General features: G+C 56.7%; 11 protein-coding genes and 2 pseudogenes. 2 read left to right on the top strand and 11 right to left on the bottom strand.

What is annotated here, in order from left to right; all coding sequences use genetic code 11:
* Nucleotides 1–5: 5 nt before the first annotated feature.
* The 6 genes from AC5YUO_RS26805 to AC5YUO_RS26780 all read right to left on the bottom strand — a co-directional run bounded on the left by AC5YUO_RS26805 (nt 6) and on the right by AC5YUO_RS26780 (nt 7,814).
* On the bottom strand, nt 6–749 hold the full coding sequence (locus AC5YUO_RS26805; RefSeq protein ID WP_496156787.1) for an amino acid ABC transporter ATP-binding protein: 744 nt from the start codon (nt 747–749) through the stop codon (nt 6–8).
* Nucleotides 750–829: 80 nt separating this feature from the next.
* Entirely contained in the window at nt 830–2,209 is a 1,380-nt protein-coding gene (locus tag AC5YUO_RS26800) for an aspartate aminotransferase family protein (RefSeq protein WP_496156786.1), read from the bottom strand.
* A gap of 99 nt (nt 2,210–2,308) precedes the next feature.
* Nucleotides 2,309–4,471: a N,N-dimethylformamidase beta subunit family domain-containing protein gene (locus tag AC5YUO_RS26795; RefSeq protein WP_496156785.1), complete on the bottom strand. Its 2,163-nt coding sequence runs from the start codon at nt 4,469–4,471 to the stop codon at nt 2,309–2,311.
* Between the two features lie 7 nt (nt 4,472–4,478).
* Nucleotides 4,479–5,558: an amino acid ABC transporter permease gene (locus tag AC5YUO_RS26790; RefSeq protein ID WP_496156784.1), complete on the bottom strand. Its 1,080-nt coding sequence runs from the start codon at nt 5,556–5,558 to the stop codon at nt 4,479–4,481.
* An 11-nt stretch (nt 5,559–5,569) separates the two neighbouring features.
* Nucleotides 5,570–6,706, bottom strand: a complete 1,137-nt coding sequence (locus tag AC5YUO_RS26785) for an ABC transporter permease subunit (RefSeq protein WP_496156783.1) — start codon at nt 6,704–6,706, stop codon at nt 5,570–5,572.
* 73 nt (nt 6,707–6,779) lie between these two features.
* Nucleotides 6,780–7,814, bottom strand: a complete 1,035-nt coding sequence (locus AC5YUO_RS26780) for an amino acid ABC transporter substrate-binding protein (RefSeq protein ID WP_496156782.1) — start codon at nt 7,812–7,814, stop codon at nt 6,780–6,782.
* A gap of 478 nt (nt 7,815–8,292) precedes the next feature.
* Between AC5YUO_RS26780 and AC5YUO_RS26775 the strand changes: the two genes are divergently transcribed.
* Nucleotides 8,293–9,012 (top strand): GntR family transcriptional regulator, encoded by a 720-nt coding sequence (locus tag AC5YUO_RS26775; RefSeq protein WP_496156781.1) that lies wholly within the window; start codon nt 8,293–8,295, stop codon nt 9,010–9,012.
* A 407-nt stretch (nt 9,013–9,419) separates the two neighbouring features.
* On the opposite strand, the gene AC5YUO_RS26770 is transcribed toward AC5YUO_RS26775, so the two are convergent.
* The 4 genes and pseudogenes from AC5YUO_RS26770 to AC5YUO_RS26755 all read right to left on the bottom strand — a co-directional run.
* Nucleotides 9,420–9,986: a recombinase family protein gene (locus AC5YUO_RS26770; RefSeq protein ID WP_496156780.1), complete on the bottom strand. Its 567-nt coding sequence runs from the start codon at nt 9,984–9,986 to the stop codon at nt 9,420–9,422.
* A 1,160-nt stretch (nt 9,987–11,146) separates the two neighbouring features.
* The gene (locus AC5YUO_RS26765) at nt 11,147–11,902 is read right to left on the bottom strand and encodes a carbon-nitrogen hydrolase family protein (protein WP_496156866.1); all 756 of its coding nucleotides are present in this window, start codon (nt 11,900–11,902) and stop codon (nt 11,147–11,149) included.
* A gap of 77 nt (nt 11,903–11,979) precedes the next feature.
* Complete coding sequence (locus AC5YUO_RS26760; protein WP_496156779.1) at nt 11,980–12,384, bottom strand: hypothetical protein; 405 nt, start codon at nt 12,382–12,384, stop codon at nt 11,980–11,982.
* Nucleotides 12,385–12,453: 69 nt separating this feature from the next.
* Nucleotides 12,454–14,982 (bottom strand): annotated as a pseudogene (locus AC5YUO_RS26755) (Tn3 family transposase); the annotation flags it as partial.
* Nucleotides 14,983–15,068: 86 nt separating this feature from the next.
* On the opposite strand from AC5YUO_RS26755, the pseudogene istA reads away from it, so the two are divergent.
* Nucleotides 15,069–15,683, top strand: a pseudogene (gene istA, locus AC5YUO_RS26750) (IS21 family transposase); the annotation flags it as partial.
* Between the two features lie 229 nt (nt 15,684–15,912).
* Here istA and AC5YUO_RS26745 read toward each other — a convergent pair.
* Entirely contained in the window at nt 15,913–16,917 is a 1,005-nt protein-coding gene (locus AC5YUO_RS26745; protein WP_496156778.1) for an IS110 family RNA-guided transposase, read from the bottom strand.
* Nucleotides 16,918–16,960 lie beyond the last annotated feature (43 nt).

Here is a 16,960-nt window from a genome sequence, read left to right as displayed (position 1 = left end):
CCCCTTCAGTGTCCGAGAATCTGGCTGAGGAAGAGCTTCGAGCGCTCGTGCTTCGGATTATCAAAGAACTCGGCGGGAGCCGCTTCTTCCACTATGCGCCCTTGGTCCATAAACACGACGCGGTCCGCAACCTTCCGGGCGAAGCCCATTTCGTGGGTGACGCAGAGCATCGTCATGCCGCCCTCGGCCAGTTCGGTCATCACGTCCAGCACTTCGGCGATCATCTCGGGGTCCAAGGCGCTCGTGGGCTCGTCGAACAGCAGTATCTCCGGTCGCATGCAGAGCGCACGTGCGATGGCTACGCGCTGCTGCTGGCCACCCGAGAGCTGTCCCGGATACCTTTGTGCCTTTTCAGGGATACGGACTCGCTCCAGATACTTCATGGCAGTCGCTTCGGCAGTCTTCCTGTCTTGCTTTCGAACCAGCATGGGAGCCAGGATGCAGTTCTCGAGCACCGTCAGATGTTGGAACAGGTTGAAGTGCTGGAAAACCATTCCGACTTCGCGGCGGATTTCGTTGATGTTCGAGATATTGTCGTTCAGCTCGGTCCCGAGAACACGGATCGTGCCAGACTGATGCTCTTCCAGCCTGTTCAGGCACCTGATGAGCGTCGACTTCCCAGATCCGGACGGCCCACAGATTACGATCTTTTCTCCGGCGCGAACGCTCAGATTCACCCCATGAAGCACCTGATGGTGACCGTAGAATTTCCCGACGTTCTGGGCATCAACTGCCAAGCCGTTCGTCATTGCTGCTTCCTTCCCCTTTTCGCAATTCATGCGGTTTGTGTTGCCGAGCGCCCGTTGGAGCGGGCGCCCAGCGTACAGTGTCAGGCCAGGCCTTCCTTGGCGGCCCAGTCGGTGGCATCCGTCAACGTCTTGTCGAAAGCCTCGAAGATCTGTGAGAGATCGTCCTCAGTGGAGATCAGCGGCGGGCAGAATGCGATGGTGTCATAGATTGCCCGGATGATCAGACCGTGGTCGTGAGCGCGCCGGAAGATGTAGGCTCCAAGTGCACCCTTCTGATCGAAGGTCTTCCTGGTTTCCTTGTCAGCAACCAGTTCGATACCGCCAACAAAGCCAGCTCCCCTCACCTCGCCGACGAGCGGATGCGAAGAGAACTCCCGCAGTCCCGCCTGCAGCTTCGCGCCCTGGCCTTTCGCACGTTCGACGAGCCCTTCTTCCTCGATGATGCGCACGTTTTCCAAAGCGACGGCTGTCGCCACCGGATGTCCAGTGGTGGTGAATCCATGGACGAAGCTTCCGAGCTTTACGCTCTGCTGGACCAGCACATCATTGATGGCGTCGGAAACAACAATTGCCGCCAGCGGCTGGTAGGATGACGTAAGCTGCTTGGAGAGGACCAGGATGTCCGGCTGGATCCCGTAGTAGTTGGAGCCGAACATTTCGCCTAGACGACCAAAGGCGGTGATGATTTCGTCAGCGACGAAAAGGATGTCGTACTTCTTGCAGATCTCCTGCACGCGCTTCCAGTAGCCCTCGGGCGCAGGGATTACCCCGCCTGCTGCAATGAGTGGCTCGCCGATGAAGGCCGCGATCGTCTCCGGGCCCTCGGCGAGGATTGTGTCCTCGAGCTCCCGCGCAAGCCTTTCGCTAAATTGCACCTCGGATTCACCTGGGAGGCCGAACCGATAGAAATGCGGGCACGTCAAATGACGGACGGGAATGGCGGGAAGATCGAAATCGGCATGGACAGATGGCAGTCCGGTCAGGCTGCCCGACGCAATGGTCGCGCCATGGTACCCCTGCTTGCGTGCGAGAAACGTCTTCTTCTTCGGATGTCCGAGCGCGTTATTCATGTACCAGACCAATTTCACGACCGTATCGTTGGCTTCCGATCCGGAGTTCGTGAAGTGGACATGATTAAGGTCGCCCGGCGCCAGTTCGGCCAGCTTCGCGGCCAGCTCGACTCCCGCAGAGTGGGTCTTGTGCGAGAAACTGTGATAGTACGGCAGCGCGTTCATCTGCTTGGTTGCAGCGGCAACCAGGCGCTGCTCGCTGAAACCCAGACCGACACTCCAGAGCCCCGACATTGCCTCGATGTAGGAATTCCCTTTGTCGTCGATGACCCTTACGCCATTGCCACCGCTGATTACGACCGGACCGACTTCCTGATGCCGGGCGAGGTTGGTGTACGGATGGATGTAATGCGACAGATCCTTGTCGATGATCGAATTGGAGATGCTCATTTCAAACTCATTTCTTGCCTGTCTCTCGAGCGGCGTCCGGACGAGTACGGAATGATACCGGCGGTTCGTCAAACGGTTGTCAGCCTCTTGCCGACGAAGTCAGTCTAAACGGCTCACGCAGCCACTCACAAAATTTTCCAGCAGCCGAGATATGTTGTTGTGGTAACCGTCGATCGGAAGGCTCCCGCAGAACATGATCGAACCCGTCGAAAGCACGTAGTTCCCGGCAGGATGCGGGATGAGAGTGAGGTCGGCACGAATCTGCGTCTGCTGCCATTCCGCGCTGAAATGCGTGTCCGGATCCCAAAGCTTCTCCGGCACGACCGCGTAATCGTCCGAATGGGTCTCGGAAACTGCCAGCACGATCGCATCCCGCGGCGTACCGAGATCATAGTCAACGATATCGAGCTCGAACCCGGCAGCTCCCCCACCGGACAGTCCGAAATCTCCTAGAACCTCGTCGTCGATGCCTTTGAACAGCCAGTCCAGATTGGGATCGCGAGACGCTTCAGTCCGGCGATAGTAGGATGCATTGTAGGCGCCCTGAGCTGACATGCCGATGCCCACCAGCCGCTGGGGAGGCCTGTCGTTCTTCAACCAAAGGCCGCCATATCGGGCGTCGAAAGCCTGGTACGCTTCGCCCGTCTCGACCTCCCACATGCGCACGCCGCTTTCGCTGCGGCGGAGTTCCATTGCACCAGGATATTGGAGGCTCGTCGCCACCCTCCAATAGAAACCGTTACCGCCGAGGTATCCGAAATTGCCGCCTTGGGAGATATAGTCCTGGATAGCGTCAAGGGTCGCCGTCGTATGATACTCCGGATGCGTGACCGTCAGGACAACCGCGTAGCCATCGAGGGCTGCGACGCCTTCCGCATCAAGGTCGTGGTCGGTGACGACATCAGCTTCGATGCCCTTTGCGGCTAGCCATGAAACCAGATGCATGTCCGCTGGAAAATGACGCAGGCCAGAGCCGTGCTCGTCGATATAGGCGAAGAAACCAGGGCGCATCAGCAGCTGTGGCCGGAGCATCGAGCTGAACATCACGCCGCTACCATCCGAATGAACATCGTAGAGCGAGCGCCCGAACTGCGGGTAGAGAGCAGGATGATGCGGGAAGCTTCCCCAGGCCTCGCTTCGGGCGATGTACTTGTCGTCGTAGTTGGTCCGGGGATAGTTGCTGTAGGCGAGATAAGTCAGCGTGGAGAATAGCACCGCGACCTTCGCCTTCGGAGCCCCGGCCGCTGGCCTGACGAAAAACGGGACGATATCTTCCGACTCCTGGCAGCGTAGCCGGAAGCCGTAAACGCCACTGGGCAGGTCTTCCGGTACATCGAAAACGAAGTCCGTGGCCCAGCCGCAGTCGTAGAGGTCACCCTCGTGGAAGTGGATCGCCGCATATTCGTCCGGCGCATGAGCCCAGGACATTTCGCGCCCGCTCCACCGTGACCCGCGAACGCCCCGCGTCGGCAAGTTATAGACGCGTCCCTCGAGGGATTGCGACCCGATATCGCGAAGGACGTCGCCAGAAATATCCAGTCCAAAATGCCAGTAGGCCAAATGAGCAGCCGCATCGGCACCGTCCAACGCCTCCGGGAGGTTGGAACCGGAAACGAAGGACGGAGACTCTACGCGGCCATTCAGGAAAGAAGTCATCCTGTCGGTGCCGGGCAGCCGCCGAGCGGCGACGACCATTTCACTGAACGCAGGCGGGACTGCTTGGATGCGGGTATCGCCGATCTTGGCACCGCTTTTTACCGAGTAGCAGACCAAGGCAACCTCGCCGTCGCTTACTGCCAAGCGGACCTCGTACCAATCGCGCACCTCAAACTCTATCGGAAGAGATATCTCGTAGCTCCCGAGTGTCAGCAAGAGGCCGTCTGACGAAACACCAATGTGCAGGGATGGCCCACTACTGGAAACGAGTGAGGCAACAGTCTGCTGCTCGTCCCTAAGCAGCCGTGGCTGGAAGCGCATCGTCAGCGTATAGTTTTCCGCGGCGACAGTGCCGAGCGGAACCAGTGCGAACGAGCCAGGATACGATCCCTTCTCGATCGAACGGTAGGCTCCATCCACCGCCGACGGGACGCGGCGGAGATCGACGCCCGGACCTGCCGGGTTGGGGTCTGCCGAAAAGATACGAACAAGTTCCGCAGTGAAATCTTCGGAGTGATGGCTAGAGACCCTCACCTCGATGGATTCGCCACCTCGAACCGACAGTCGATCCGTGTATCCGCTCAGTTTCATTTCAAATCCTGACATATGCATTTCACCGAGTGGACGAAGCACTCAGCTTCTTTTCAAGGTATGCGCCGTAGCGTGAAAGCGAGAGGGTGAAGGCCAGATAGATGAGGCCGACGAAGGTATAGACTTCGATGTAGAACGAGTTCCAACCACCAGCAGTGAAGGCGGCGTTCCCGGAAGCCGTCACCTCGAAGAAGCCAAGGATGACAATCAGCGAGGTCTCCATGAACGCAATCACCACCTGGTTGATCGTCGGCGGAAGCGCGTACCTGAACGCCTGTGGAAGCACGATCCGGCTGATCGTCTGCCAGTAATTGAGGCCGAGCGCGACGGCTGCTTCCTCCTGGCCGCTAGACAGAGCCTGCATGCCGCCGCGAATGACCTCCGCCTGATAGACCGCAAAGAACAAGGCAAATCCCACAATCACGCGGTACAGCTTGTCGCCGACCAGAAAGTCCGGAAGCGCGAACGGAAGAACGATGGCAGCAGTGAAGAGAATGGCTAGAAGCGGTAGCGAACGCACGCCATCGATGATCCAGCTGGTCACAAGACTGATCACCGGAAGCTTCGAGCGCCGGAGGAGCGCCAGGATAATGGCGAGAGGCATGCCGAGAAGCACTGTCGAAGCGAATACGAATGTCGTCAGGGCAAGTCCACCCCACTGCGTCTCCAGGACGACGGGCAGACCGAAAATTCCGCCACGCATCAGGAAGTAGAAGGCTGCGTACCCAAGTAGCCATAGGCATGGGAGCAGTTTCGCCGACCAGAAGAAGGGTATGCACGACAGGATGACGGTCAGAAGTATCGCCAGACAGGCCAGAGCCGAGCGCCACTGTTCCTCGTAAGGGTAGAGTCCGAAGAAGATGAGACGATAGCGGTCAGATATGACTGCCCAACATGCTCCGGCAGCCGCATGACAATCGTCCGCCGTTCCCGTCCATACTGCACCGATGAAAGCCCATTCCACGATTTTCCAGAGAGCCAGCAGCAGCAGCGCCATGCAAAGGAGCGTGAGGCCCGACTGGATAGGTGTCGGGAAGAAATCTTTGAGAAAGGACGTCCGCGATACGGGAGGTGCTTCGTCGGTGGTCGTAGCGAGAGCCATGGGCTTCACCTTCACTTCTTGTGTCCGGGGATGGCGATAGCGCGATTGATCGTATTCATGACTAGCGCAATCGTCAGGTTGATCGCCCAGAACCCAAGGATCAGGATGAAGATCAGGGAGAGCGTCTGCCCGGAGTTATTGATTGAGTTGGCGATCACGCCAAAGAAATCGGAATAACCGATCGCAAGACCAATGGTGGTGGCTTTCATCAGCCAGATGATCTGGTTCGTCATCGTGGGAAGGACGATGCGGATCATCAGAGGAAGCCTGACTTTCCAGAAAATTTGCCAGTTGTTCAGTGCAAGAGCGTGAGCAGCTTCGATCTGACCCGGCGGGATAGCCTGAAACCCGGAGCGAACGACCTCGGCAACATAGGCCGCGCCAAAGAGTGCGATTGCTACGATCGCAGCGGTCAACTCCGGAAACACCGTCATACCACCGGTGAACCCGAGACCCTTCCTCTGCGGGATGTCCAGGAACGAAGTATCCGGCAGGCGACCATTCATCAGGACGAGAGCGATCACGACTAAGGAAAGGGCCGTCCAAGCGAGGGCCACGTTGCGCCCTAGTCGCTTGAGGATAGGCACGACGAGCGCCCCGCCGACGAGGAAGGCGAGAACTGCTAGCAACAGGTTACCAGTTTCCACATTCAGCGCGGGCATCACGATGCCACGATTGGAAATGAAGAGTCCGCCGAAAATCGAAAGCGCGCCGCGCGGTCCAGGCATATGCGTGATCAGGTTGTACCAGAAGAAGAGCTGTAGAATGAGAGGGACGTTTCTAAACAGCTGGACATACCAGGACGTAGCCCAGGCCAACATGCGATTGCCGGAGAGGCGAGCCGTACCAATCAGCGTTCCAAGGATGACAGCGAGTGTGACGGAAATGCCCCCCAGCAGCAAAGTGTTCAGGAACCCCACGAGCAAAGCCCGTGCATAAGTGGATGTCACATCGTACTGGATAAGTGTGAAATGGATTCCCGATCCCGTCGAGTAGCCGAGGAAGTCGAAACCCATGCTGACATTCTGGATGGCCATGTTCTTCCTGGCCTCCAAAATGGCGGTGACGATGATCGCACCGATTACAGCAACGAATATCGACTGCAACGCAATGTCGCGTGTTTTCCGGTTGCCTAGAAGCGCTGCCATTTCATTCCCACCTGGCTTTGTATGCTGTTCGGAACCCGCTGGCCAAAGGGCCAGCGGGTCGCTTTATACGGTATCAGTCGAGAACCAGCGGATAGAACACGCCGCCCTTCGACCAGAGTGCGTTCTTACCGCGCTCCAGCTTGTACTTTGAGTTGCCGCCGAGATTGCGGGTGTAGATTTCCTCGGAGTTGCCCAGGGTCTTGATCACCTTGTAGCCCCAGTCGTCGGGAAGTCCCAGCCGCTTGCCGATACCCGGCGTGGCGCCGAGAAGCTTGCCCACGACCGTGTTCGGCGGGTTGGCCTTCATCTGGTCCACGTTCTCGCTGGTCACGCCGTTTTCCTCGGCGATGAGGGGTACCTGGATAACCCAGTTGACCAGATCGACCCAGGCCTCGTCACCCTGACGCATTGCCACGGACTCGGGTTCTATCGAGAGGGTGTCGGAAAGAATCACAAAGTCATCCGGAACCTTCTGCGATGCTCGGCTTGCAGCAAGAACCGGGCCCCACTCGGCATAGGCGTCGCAGCGGTTGGCGAAGAATGCGGATGTCGCTTCGTCGTTCTTCTCGTAGGTGACAAGCTTCACGTCATATTTCTTCTGAGCGAGGTAGTCGCTGATCAGCTTTTCCGTGCTGGTGCCGCCCGCCACGCAGATCGTGCCGCCGGACATTTCAGAAAGAGATTTCACCCCCAGATCCTTGTGAACCATGAAGTTGGTTTCACCGACGAAGTACGGCATGCTGAACTGGACACCGAGTTCGGTATCGCGGCTCATCGTCCAGCCAGTCGCCTTGATGACGAGATCAAGGTCGCCAGACTGGAGAGACGGGAAGCGCTGCGCCCAGCTGATCGGGATCAGCTTCAGCTTGTCGTCGGAGCCGAAGATCGCGGTTGCGACGGCACGGCAGTAGTCGATATCGAGGCCGTGCCACTTGCCCTGAGCATCCACCTCGAAGAACCCTTCGAAATTGCCGTCGCCGGACGTGCAGTTAAGGTTGCCGCGCGTTTGCACGGCCTTCAGCGTATCGCCCGATGCGGCAAACGCCGTGCCCTGCTGCCAAGCCATAAGGGCCGCAAAAGCGCATCCAAGTCTCAGAAGATTCTTCATGGCAGTCTCCCAGTGTTGTTGAAGTCGATCGGGTAACGAGGGCCTCGAGCCATCAGGCTCAGGACCAGTCGGCACTTAAGAACTCAGGATTTCTCTTGCGGGAGATCGGGATGGGTCAAAAAAAGCCCCCCGGTCTCCGGGCAGAAACACCAGTCATCGTCGTCCGGAAACGGTTTAAGACCGAGGACGAGAAGCCCGCGTATCGCGCTGAACGCCTTGCTGACTGCCGTGCAAAATGAAGCCGCTGATTTGTACACGCGGACCTCCCTTTTGGATGTTGCCTTGCAACGTTGTTCCCGGCCGAACACATGACAATCTTTTGTCGTCTTCGTGTCGACTGCGATTAATTAGTCGTCTGCATGTCGACAAAGTCAAGTAAAAAATATTGCCTGTTTGAGGTTTATCTCGTCGTCTCCATGTCGACAAGATGACAGCGTCGGTGTAAATTGGTTGTCAATTTCCTAGGGAGCAAAACTGAGTGTCCGAAGAATTCGAGACCAAGCGCGTACGGGGAACGGGCGTAAAGAATGTTTATGAGACCCTACGCAATGAAATTCTGTCGATGACCCTTCCGCCCGGCCAGCTCCTCGATGAGATGACCCTAGCTGAACGTTTTGATATGTCTCGATCTCCTATCCGGGAGGCTCTTATCCGTTTGTCGGGAGAAGAGCTGGTCGTCGCGCTTTCAAACCGGAGCACGATCGTGGCGCCGATCGAAATCGCCTCGTTTCCCAAATACGTCGAGGCTCTCGACATTGCCCAACGCATGAACACTCGTCTGGCGGCGGCCCTTCGTACAGATGCAGACCTGAAGATCATTGCGCGCAAGGAAAAGGATTTCGCCGCAGCGGTTCGCACTGGCGTCCACCTCAAAATGTCTGAAGCAAACAAGCAGTTCCACATCGCTGTCGCCGACGCAGGCAAAAACTCCTATCTCGCTTCCTTCTACGAGCGCTTGCTCAATCAAGGCCAACGCATGTTGCACCTGCATTTCGAGTATCTTGAGCGGACGCATGATGGCTATCTTCTGACTGACGAGCACAAGGACATGCTCGATGCAATCCGCGATAAGGATGTTGAGAGGGCCGATGAGCTTGCGCACGCCCACACAAGACAGTTCCAAGCGAATTTCATAAACTTTTTGAAGGAAAACTACTCGGACCGCGTGCCGCTCCAGCCCATGTTTGCTGCAGAGTAGCGAGGTTCGAGTTTCATACTCGGCATGGCGCCGGAGCCGTTTGACGAACCGCCGGCCCCACTCGTACTCGTCCGGACAGGCTCCCGTCGACGGAGAGCCGCCGCAGCTGCACCGGAGGACCTTTGGCATGCAAGATCAGCAGGAGAGGTATTGCTCAGTCGATGACATGGGCACCTTCCTTTACGACACATTCATGGCCATAGGAATGACGGGAATCGACTCCCGCTTCATGAGAGACGTCATCCTGGCATCCGAGCTATCCGGACACGAATGCCATGGCATCAGACGATTTCCCGAATATATCAAGCGAGCACTCAACGGTCAGGTAAATCCCTTCGGCCGTCTGGGCCCAGTCGGCCCGAGGCTGCGATTTTGGCCAACTCAACGAACGGATGGAGAACGCCAGATCAAATAGAATCTGACTGCGCGCCTTTATCTCCCAAGGCACGGTAGATGGTCATCCTGGATACATTGAGATCACGGGCGACGGCGGCTTTGGTTGCGCCAGCAGTGATACGCCTCCGGATCTCGGCGTCATCGACATTCTTTTTCCGGCCCTTGTATATGCCTTCAGCTTTTGCTGCGTCGATGCCCGCTCGTTGCCTGTCTTTGATGAACTTGAGTTCCATGTCGGCGACCATACCGAGGATGGTGATGACCATTCGACCCATGCTTCCGGCTGTCGTGACTTCGGGCTCAAGAATGCGGAGTGACGCGCCCTTTTCATCAAGTTCATGAACGAGATTGAGAACGTCGCGTGTGGAACGGCCGAGCCGATCGAGCCGCAGAACCACCAGTTCGTCGCCCGCGTGCAAAAACTGCATGATGGTTTCCAGCTCGGACCGCCCCTTTCGGGACGCTCCTGATCCGGTTTCCGAGCGGATGATTTCGCAACCTGCGGCCTTCAGACGCTCTTTCTGAATATCGAGGTCTTGGTCTGTAGTGCTGACGCGAGCGTATCCGATGCGGGCCATAGCGATTCTGTAACGTTAGGGTGGCATCGATTGTGTAACGTCACTTTGATCGAAAATCCACCCTTTTGTTACACTCCACGCGCGTCACATTTGAATGTTACTCAAGGGTGTACCCAAACGTGACAATCGTATTCAATGCCCTCGCAAAAACTCCTCATGTCTCAGCTGTCGAGGAGACGCCTCAAGGTTCCAAGGATTCGGGGCTCCGCCAGCGGTGGGGCTGCGTCTCCTTCCATAGATCGCGATGTCTTTGAAGATTTGCGGAAGAGACGATGGTTGCAGACTTGCCATATAGGTCGACCGCCTCATGGTGCAGAAATGGATGGTGCCATCGGAACGGTACGTCACCCCAATAATACGTCGTCGGTGTTGTACTGGAATCTTGGACAAGGATGATTTCACACAACGTTTCCCGAAACTTGAACGCTCTTTTATGGCGGAATCGCTTTCCCGCGACTTCGGAAAACCTTCGCCGCTGGTACCTAATTGCCATGTCTACAGGAGCGAATTTAGCGCCTCGATAAACCAAGTCGATGTCGCCATGTTGCCAAGGTTGGCGCACACCAAGAAGCTCCTCCGCCCATCCTCCGAAAATATCACATTCGACGCTGCAATCTTTTAGTAGCTCCAATACTGCTGCAAGCGTTTCCCTCGTGTTCGGCATCTTTCGTCTCAGCTCTCTTAGGACGCTGTCAAAAAATCGGAGTTTAGCGACGAACGAAAAACCATCCAGCCTGGCCATAGCGCCGCCACAGCCTCGCGACGTGCCTTTATTGCGTCATGGTCAGCCAAATCCATAGAGGCAGCATAGCGGGTGTCGGCCACCGAAGTAATGAGAACTGGATCACCGCCGAATTGGTCAGCGGTGATGTCAATTATGGTGTCACCAGAAACGACCCAAGCATGACCTTCCCATCGTGTTCCAGAATAGAACCCACATGCGGCATCAGGTGTGGCGCGTCCTCCGGCATATGGTGTGCCGCTCATCCATTCGGCGCGATACCCCCCGTGCCTCAGCACGTCCCGTAGAAATAAGCTGGTTCTTCCGCAAGTGTATCTCGATGTGGGATGCGGCACGATTCGGCCTCGCGCTTGATGCCAGTGGAGCCATACGGGTTCGATAAATTGTCTAGCGGTCGATGCGATACTCTGAATTTCATCTAGCATCTTATGTTTTTCCCATCGCAGGGCAGATCGAAGACCAGCAATCCGGCTTCGCCCAGTGGTAGTTGAGCCGCGACCCGGCCTCTCGGATCAATAACCGCAGTAGGGCCGAACGAAACTCGCCCCTCACGCTCACCGGTCACATCTGCTGAAACGAGCCAGAGGCCCGTTTCCCGGCATCTGTCACCCCGCACCATGTTGTGCAAATCCCTATACGCTTCTGCTGTCTCGCGCTTGAGCATATTGTTGGCAGGACACACAATCAGAGACGCACCAAGCGCCGCGATCTTCTGCGCCGTCTCTGGGAAATTGGTATCGTAGCAAATGCTAATTCCGAAGCGCAGGCCATCGACTTCAAAGACGCAACTGTCATTTCCAGCATCGAAACATTGTTCGCCAGGGAGGAGGTGCGCCTTTCGATACCGCCCGACAATGGCACCTTGATCCACGACGACAGCGGTATTGAACAGACGTCCATTCTCAGATTCGATCAAACCGAAAACGAGCATTGGCCCCGCTCTCGGTAACCGGCTCAGAATGGCTTCGAACTCCGGTGATGCTAGGTCAATGGCATTGCGTCGTGCGGATTGCTCATCGGTTAGATACCCCTGAAGAAATCCTTCGGGGAAACACAACAATGCCGCGCCTTCTGCTTCCGCGCGATTGATGGTGATCGTCAGGCATTCTAGTGCCGCGTCGATATCCTCTAGGAATTCAGCGGTCTGGACAGCAGCGATTCTAACGGTTTTCATGATCGGGTTTGTACCGCATGATGATTTGAGACATGTTGCGAAAATCCCGACACCTGCAAACATGCGGATTCTAGGAGTTACGCGACAGCGCGCCGGCGATCAGCGATAGCTTGCTCAACACCGGGAGCGGCATGGTTACCAAACCACTGAACCATTTTCTGGATGCCAGCCCCGGCCGGAGCTGTATCGCCTGCGCCGATCAGTTCCGCGCCTGCCTGCGCCATTGCAACGAGAACGCGGGCCGCCTCCGGCACATAGGACAGGTCTGTCGCTTGGTCGTGGCGTTCGCGGATGATCTGATAACGAAGGCTCTCCGGTAGCGTCCACGCACTGACAAGAAAATCGTGAACGCTGACCTGCTGGCCTTCAACGTCAATGGTCGCGTCTCGATCGTTTTCAATATAGCCGGCCGCTTCGATCCGCTCACAGGCATCAATCGCCGCGCTCATCATTTCCCGGATCAGATTCCAGTCGGTTTTCATATGGCTCTCCTCTTTCGCAAAAATCCCAACAAAAGCTAGAATTTTGCATCGCGCATTTAACACCGCTGCTCAGGCAGCGATTTTGCCGAAATCTATCCGGTTGTCCAGATCGAGGTCGAACCTGCCGTAGGGATTGACGTGGGCATAGATCAGCGGCGTGAGACCGCGATAATCTTCCGGTGCCATACGGCCGTGCCAGGCGGGCTCGGCGAGCACCGTTTGCAGCATACGCGTGTTCACGTAGACGAGCGAAGCCTGAAGGAGGTGCAGCGCCAGTGCCGAAACCTCTTGCTCATCAATGCGGTTGGTCGCCATTTCACCACCCTTACCGAAGAAGACGAAACCGTTGGCGCTATTCCAGTTTTCGACAACGTTGAGTCCTTCATGGATTTCCCTGCGGAAGGCTTCCTGCCGCAGATAGCGGCATAGAAAGATCGTCTTGACCGCACGTCCGAGTTCGCTGAGCGCCTTGTAGGTCGGATGCATGACCTCTGATCGCGCAAAACGGCGCAGGATAGCCTCGGGATCGGCCGTTCGTGTCTGCATGGCCGCGGCATACTTGACCATTTCGTCATATTGTTGCTCGATCTCCTCCCAGTTGATCGGGTTGGACAGGATCGGAAGCAGGTTCGGCAATCTTGCCCGGAAGCTCGCATCCGGTAATGCCAGCTTTTGCCGGGCAATCGCCTTCAGGCGCGGGGCGAGTTCAAAGCCGAGCAACCGGCAAAAGGCAAAACCAACGGCGCTCTGTCCATGGCTGTCGACATAATGCCGCTGGATTTCCAGATCGGTGCAATGTCTCAGAACCCCTTCGATCATCGATGCGACTTCCGATGACGAGCACCGTTTGAGCTGGGAATAGACACAGGTGGCACGCTTTTCGACATGCCAATAGATCATCACGCCACGCCCGCCATAGCGGGCATGCCATTCAGTCATCAGATTGCGATCCCAGGCCCCGAATTTTGTGGAGTCCGATGCGCAGGCCGTCCCGGCATCACCCCAGACCACCGCATTGCGAATTGCAAGCGTGGCATTGGCAACGCGGGCGCAGGCCTCCCGCAAAGCACCCGCGTGAATGAAGCGGCGGTGCACATGCAGAAGTTCTTCATAGCTGGCATCCGTGGTGGCACCAGCGACGCGCTTCAGGCCGGCATTGGTCCCGAGGCCATAAAGACAAAGCAGTAGCCGTTGATCCAGAACTGCCTTGGGCATGGCCACGCGAGAGGCCGAGGTCTCGAACGCATCGAGAAGCCCGGTGTCGAGAGCTGCTTCCTTCAAAACGTCAAGAAGGCCCGTCATCGGCCAGCGTTGGCCGATTTCCGATTTGATGGCTGCCAGCCCTTTCGGTTCCGGCGCTGGCTTGAACGGCGTGATCGAAATCCGGTTTTCCCCACGCCAGAGGATTCGAACCTTCTCGTTTCGTAGAATTGTTTCGTTCAGAAGCAGCAACTCGTGCTCCAGTTCCTTACGAACCATTGCTACAAATTCTCGGGCATTCTGCGTCAGATTCAGCTTCGAATAATAAGAAGTGCGTCGAGCCGCAAAATCCTTCGGCAGGTCATCATCGGGATTGCGATAACGGTCAGCACCGACAACCCAGATTTCCTTGGACCGGATGCACTCCCGCAGTTGGGTCAAGACGCAGAGCTCATAGCTAATTCGGTTGACGCGACCATTTCCGTCGATGACTGAACTGCGCCACTTTGCCGGGATTACTCCGTCTATCGGTACATCCCGCTGCGGTACAAACCGGCATCCATCATCCAGCCTCGCCTTGATCCATTCGAGGGCGGACAAGACCGGTCGCCAGACCGCATTGTTCGAGCGAAACTCCAGTACGGAAAGCAGACTTGGCAGCATTCGGCGATAATGATTGGCCCATGAATTGCGCATGACGGCATAGATGCGGCGGTCGAGTGCACCCTTGGCATTGCCTTCCTTGATGATTGCCGCCAGCTTTTCCTTGCCGACAACCGGAAAAATGACATCGCAGATGCGACCGTTCGGATCGTCAATCGATGCGGTCGCAATATCGATAAGTAGCCGCTCTTTGCCATAGACCCGTTCGACATCCTTGGCGATGTCGCCCACCACCTTCCGTTTTGACCGGGTTCCAATCTTGTGTACCGTCTCCACGAGTAACTCGACCATTGCATCGGTCATCGCCGTTTCCCGCGCCATCAGATACACCGCATAAAGAGCAAGCTGGCGGGCCTCCGCGTGACGGCGCATCTCCGATGCCTTTTCGCCGGAAACGCGACGAACAATCTGATCGACCCATGCCGGATTGATATTCGAAAGCATCTTCCGGGGAAGATCGAGTTTCCGGATGAACGCCAGCCGCCCGTTCACCTCCAGAATATTGTCCAGCGTTGCCCGGCCCGCGTCGGCCTTCATCGCATTGAAGCCGGTCGGTCCATCTGCGTCGGCAAGGGAGCTTTCCATCAAAACGATGGTCTCGGCAGGCAGGGCGGTGCTCACCTCACAAAGCCAACTATCCAGATATTGCTGGCGTTGCGACCGGACCAGCCGCTCGAGTTCTTTGGCCGAAGGACCATAGATATTGCGATGTTGGTTTCCACGCAGAACTGAGCCGGTTAGGCGCATAATTTCCATTGAGAATTGAGCCATGTGAACCTTCCCCCAACGCGGAGAGCGACGGGGGCAACGGAGTGATCCACATGGGACTTTTAAATATCATTCGTCGGATGGCGCTGCGTGAGAAGCAGTCGATCCGCGAGATCAGCCGGCGCACGGGGCTGTCGCGGAACACGATCGCGAAGTATCTGAACGCTGGTACAATCGAACCAACATTCACCGTACCGGAACGACCGAGCAAGCTTGATCCTTTTGCCGACAAGCTGGCGGCCTGGCTGAAGACAGAGGCCGGGAAGTCGCGCAAACAGCGACGAACACTGAAGCAGGTTCATGCCGACCTGGTGGCTCTCGGCTTTACCGGCTCCTATGGTCTGGTTGCCGCCTTCGCCCGTGATTGGCGAGCGGAACGACAACGTGAGCAGCAGACGACGGGCCGCGGCATATTTGTTCCGCTGTCTTTCCGCCCAGGCGAAGCATTCCAATTCGATTGGAGTGAGGACTATGCCGTCATTGGCGGCGAGCGCACGAAGCTGCAGGTCGCGCATATCAAGCTATCGCACAGTCGCGCGTTTTTGGTCAGGGCGTATCTGCTGCAGACGCACGAGATGCTGTTTGACGCCCATTGGCACGGCTTCCGTGTGTTCGGCGGCGTCCCTGCTCGCGGCATCTACGATAATCTATGGACGCCTCCCGGGCGAGAAGAACATTTGGCGGCAACTCGGCATTGGATGCGTGAATCTATCCGGCCTATCGCTGGAGCGATCACGCTCCTGGCCTTGATGGGAGTCCGCTACCTCTGTCCTCATAACATGATCGACCTTAGTGGCCTTGTCGTAAATCAGGATCCGAAGCTGCGGTCCGTGCCGTTACGCCATCAATTCTTACCTCGCATTCATCATTGCCTCATAGGCAACGATTGGTAAATGGCTATTGTGCGGCATAGCGCTCCTGCCGGGTAAGCAGAGCCCATGCTATCCGCGCGGTCTTGTTGGCAAGTGCTACGATCGCTTTATTAAATCCCCTGCGAACGACGAGCTCTTTCAGCCACTGAGATCGGCGATCATCGTGACTGGCAAGTCGGCTGATAACTGCGCGGGCGCCATGAATCATCTGTCGACGGAGATAGTGGTTCGCTCGGCGCCCAATTCCACCGAGGCGTGGTTTGCCGCCGGTCGTATATTGTCGCGGGACCAGCCCGATCCATGCTGCCAGTTCTCGCCCTGATTTGAAATGGCGCCCATCTTCGACACTCGCCACCAATGCAGTCGCAATGATAGGGCCGATGCCTGGCAACTCGGAGAGACGACGGCAATCGTCTCGTTCGCGGCAAATCTCACTGATCTTCCTATCGATCCTGGTAACGCGGCCATTCACATCGGTAAGTTGATCCAGGAGTTCTAGGAATAGCTCACGTCCAAGATCGGACAGAGGTGCATTCTCGACAGCCGAGGGTGCTTGGGCTGCAAAGCGCCACGGTCCTTGTGGCAGCACGATCCCATATTCGGCGAGAAGGCCGCGTGCATGATTGATAAGCGATGTGCGCTGGATAATGAGACGCTCTCTAATTCTGTGCAGCGACTGAAGGTCCTGCTGCGCGGTAGACTTAACCGGTACGAAACGCATGGTTGGCCGTGTCGCAGCTTCATATATCGCCGCTGCGTCGACCGCATCGTTCTTGGAGCCGCGTACAAATGGCTTCACGAAGCGTGGATTGATGAGAAGGACTTCTCGTCCTGCTTGCCTGAACTGTCTTCCCCAATGATGAGCGCTGGCGCAGGCTTCCATTGCTATTGTCTTCGGAGAAATCGCTTTTACAGTCTCGGCTAACTTCGACCGGCTGACCTTGCGCGAAAGAATGGCTCCATCTGCAGCGATGCTATGCAGGTGAAATGACAACTTTCCAAGATCGATTGCAAGCAATTCATACGTCATGACTTCCTCCTTTGGTTTGCCCTTTATTCTGACAGTTCGGAGG

This window comes from Agrobacterium sp. LEGMi-208b, from assembly GCF_059511785.1.
Note: the sequence above shows the minus strand (reverse complement) of the source record. Positions and strands in the feature narration are given on the sequence as shown.

What these genes read in the sequence shown, in the direction of transcription:
- AC5YUO_RS26770 (WP_496156780.1), bottom strand. Translation starts at nt 9,986, where the DNA reads ATGGCCCGCATCGGATACGCTCGCGTCAGCACTACAGACCAAGACCTC.
- AC5YUO_RS26760 (WP_496156779.1), bottom strand. Translation starts at nt 12,384, where the DNA reads ATGAAAACCGACTGGAATCTGATCCGGGAAATGATGAGCGCGGCGATT.
- AC5YUO_RS26800 (WP_496156786.1), bottom strand. Translation starts at nt 2,209, where the DNA reads ATGAGCATCTCCAATTCGATCATCGACAAGGATCTGTCGCATTACATC.
- AC5YUO_RS26790 (WP_496156784.1), bottom strand. Translation starts at nt 5,558, where the DNA reads ATGGCTCTCGCTACGACCACCGACGAAGCACCTCCCGTATCGCGGACG.
- AC5YUO_RS26785 (WP_496156783.1), bottom strand. Translation starts at nt 6,706, where the DNA reads ATGGCAGCGCTTCTAGGCAACCGGAAAACACGCGACATTGCGTTGCAG.
- AC5YUO_RS26745 (WP_496156778.1), bottom strand. Translation starts at nt 16,917, where the DNA reads ATGACGTATGAATTGCTTGCAATCGATCTTGGAAAGTTGTCATTTCAC.
- AC5YUO_RS26805 (WP_496156787.1), bottom strand. Translation starts at nt 749, where the DNA reads ATGACGAACGGCTTGGCAGTTGATGCCCAGAACGTCGGGAAATTCTAC.
- AC5YUO_RS26780 (WP_496156782.1), bottom strand. Translation starts at nt 7,814, where the DNA reads ATGAAGAATCTTCTGAGACTTGGATGCGCTTTTGCGGCCCTTATGGCT.
- AC5YUO_RS26795 (WP_496156785.1), bottom strand. Translation starts at nt 4,471, where the DNA reads ATGTCAGGATTTGAAATGAAACTGAGCGGATACACGGATCGACTGTCG.
- AC5YUO_RS26765 (WP_496156866.1), bottom strand. Translation starts at nt 11,902, where the DNA reads ATGAAAACCGTTAGAATCGCTGCTGTCCAGACCGCTGAATTCCTAGAG.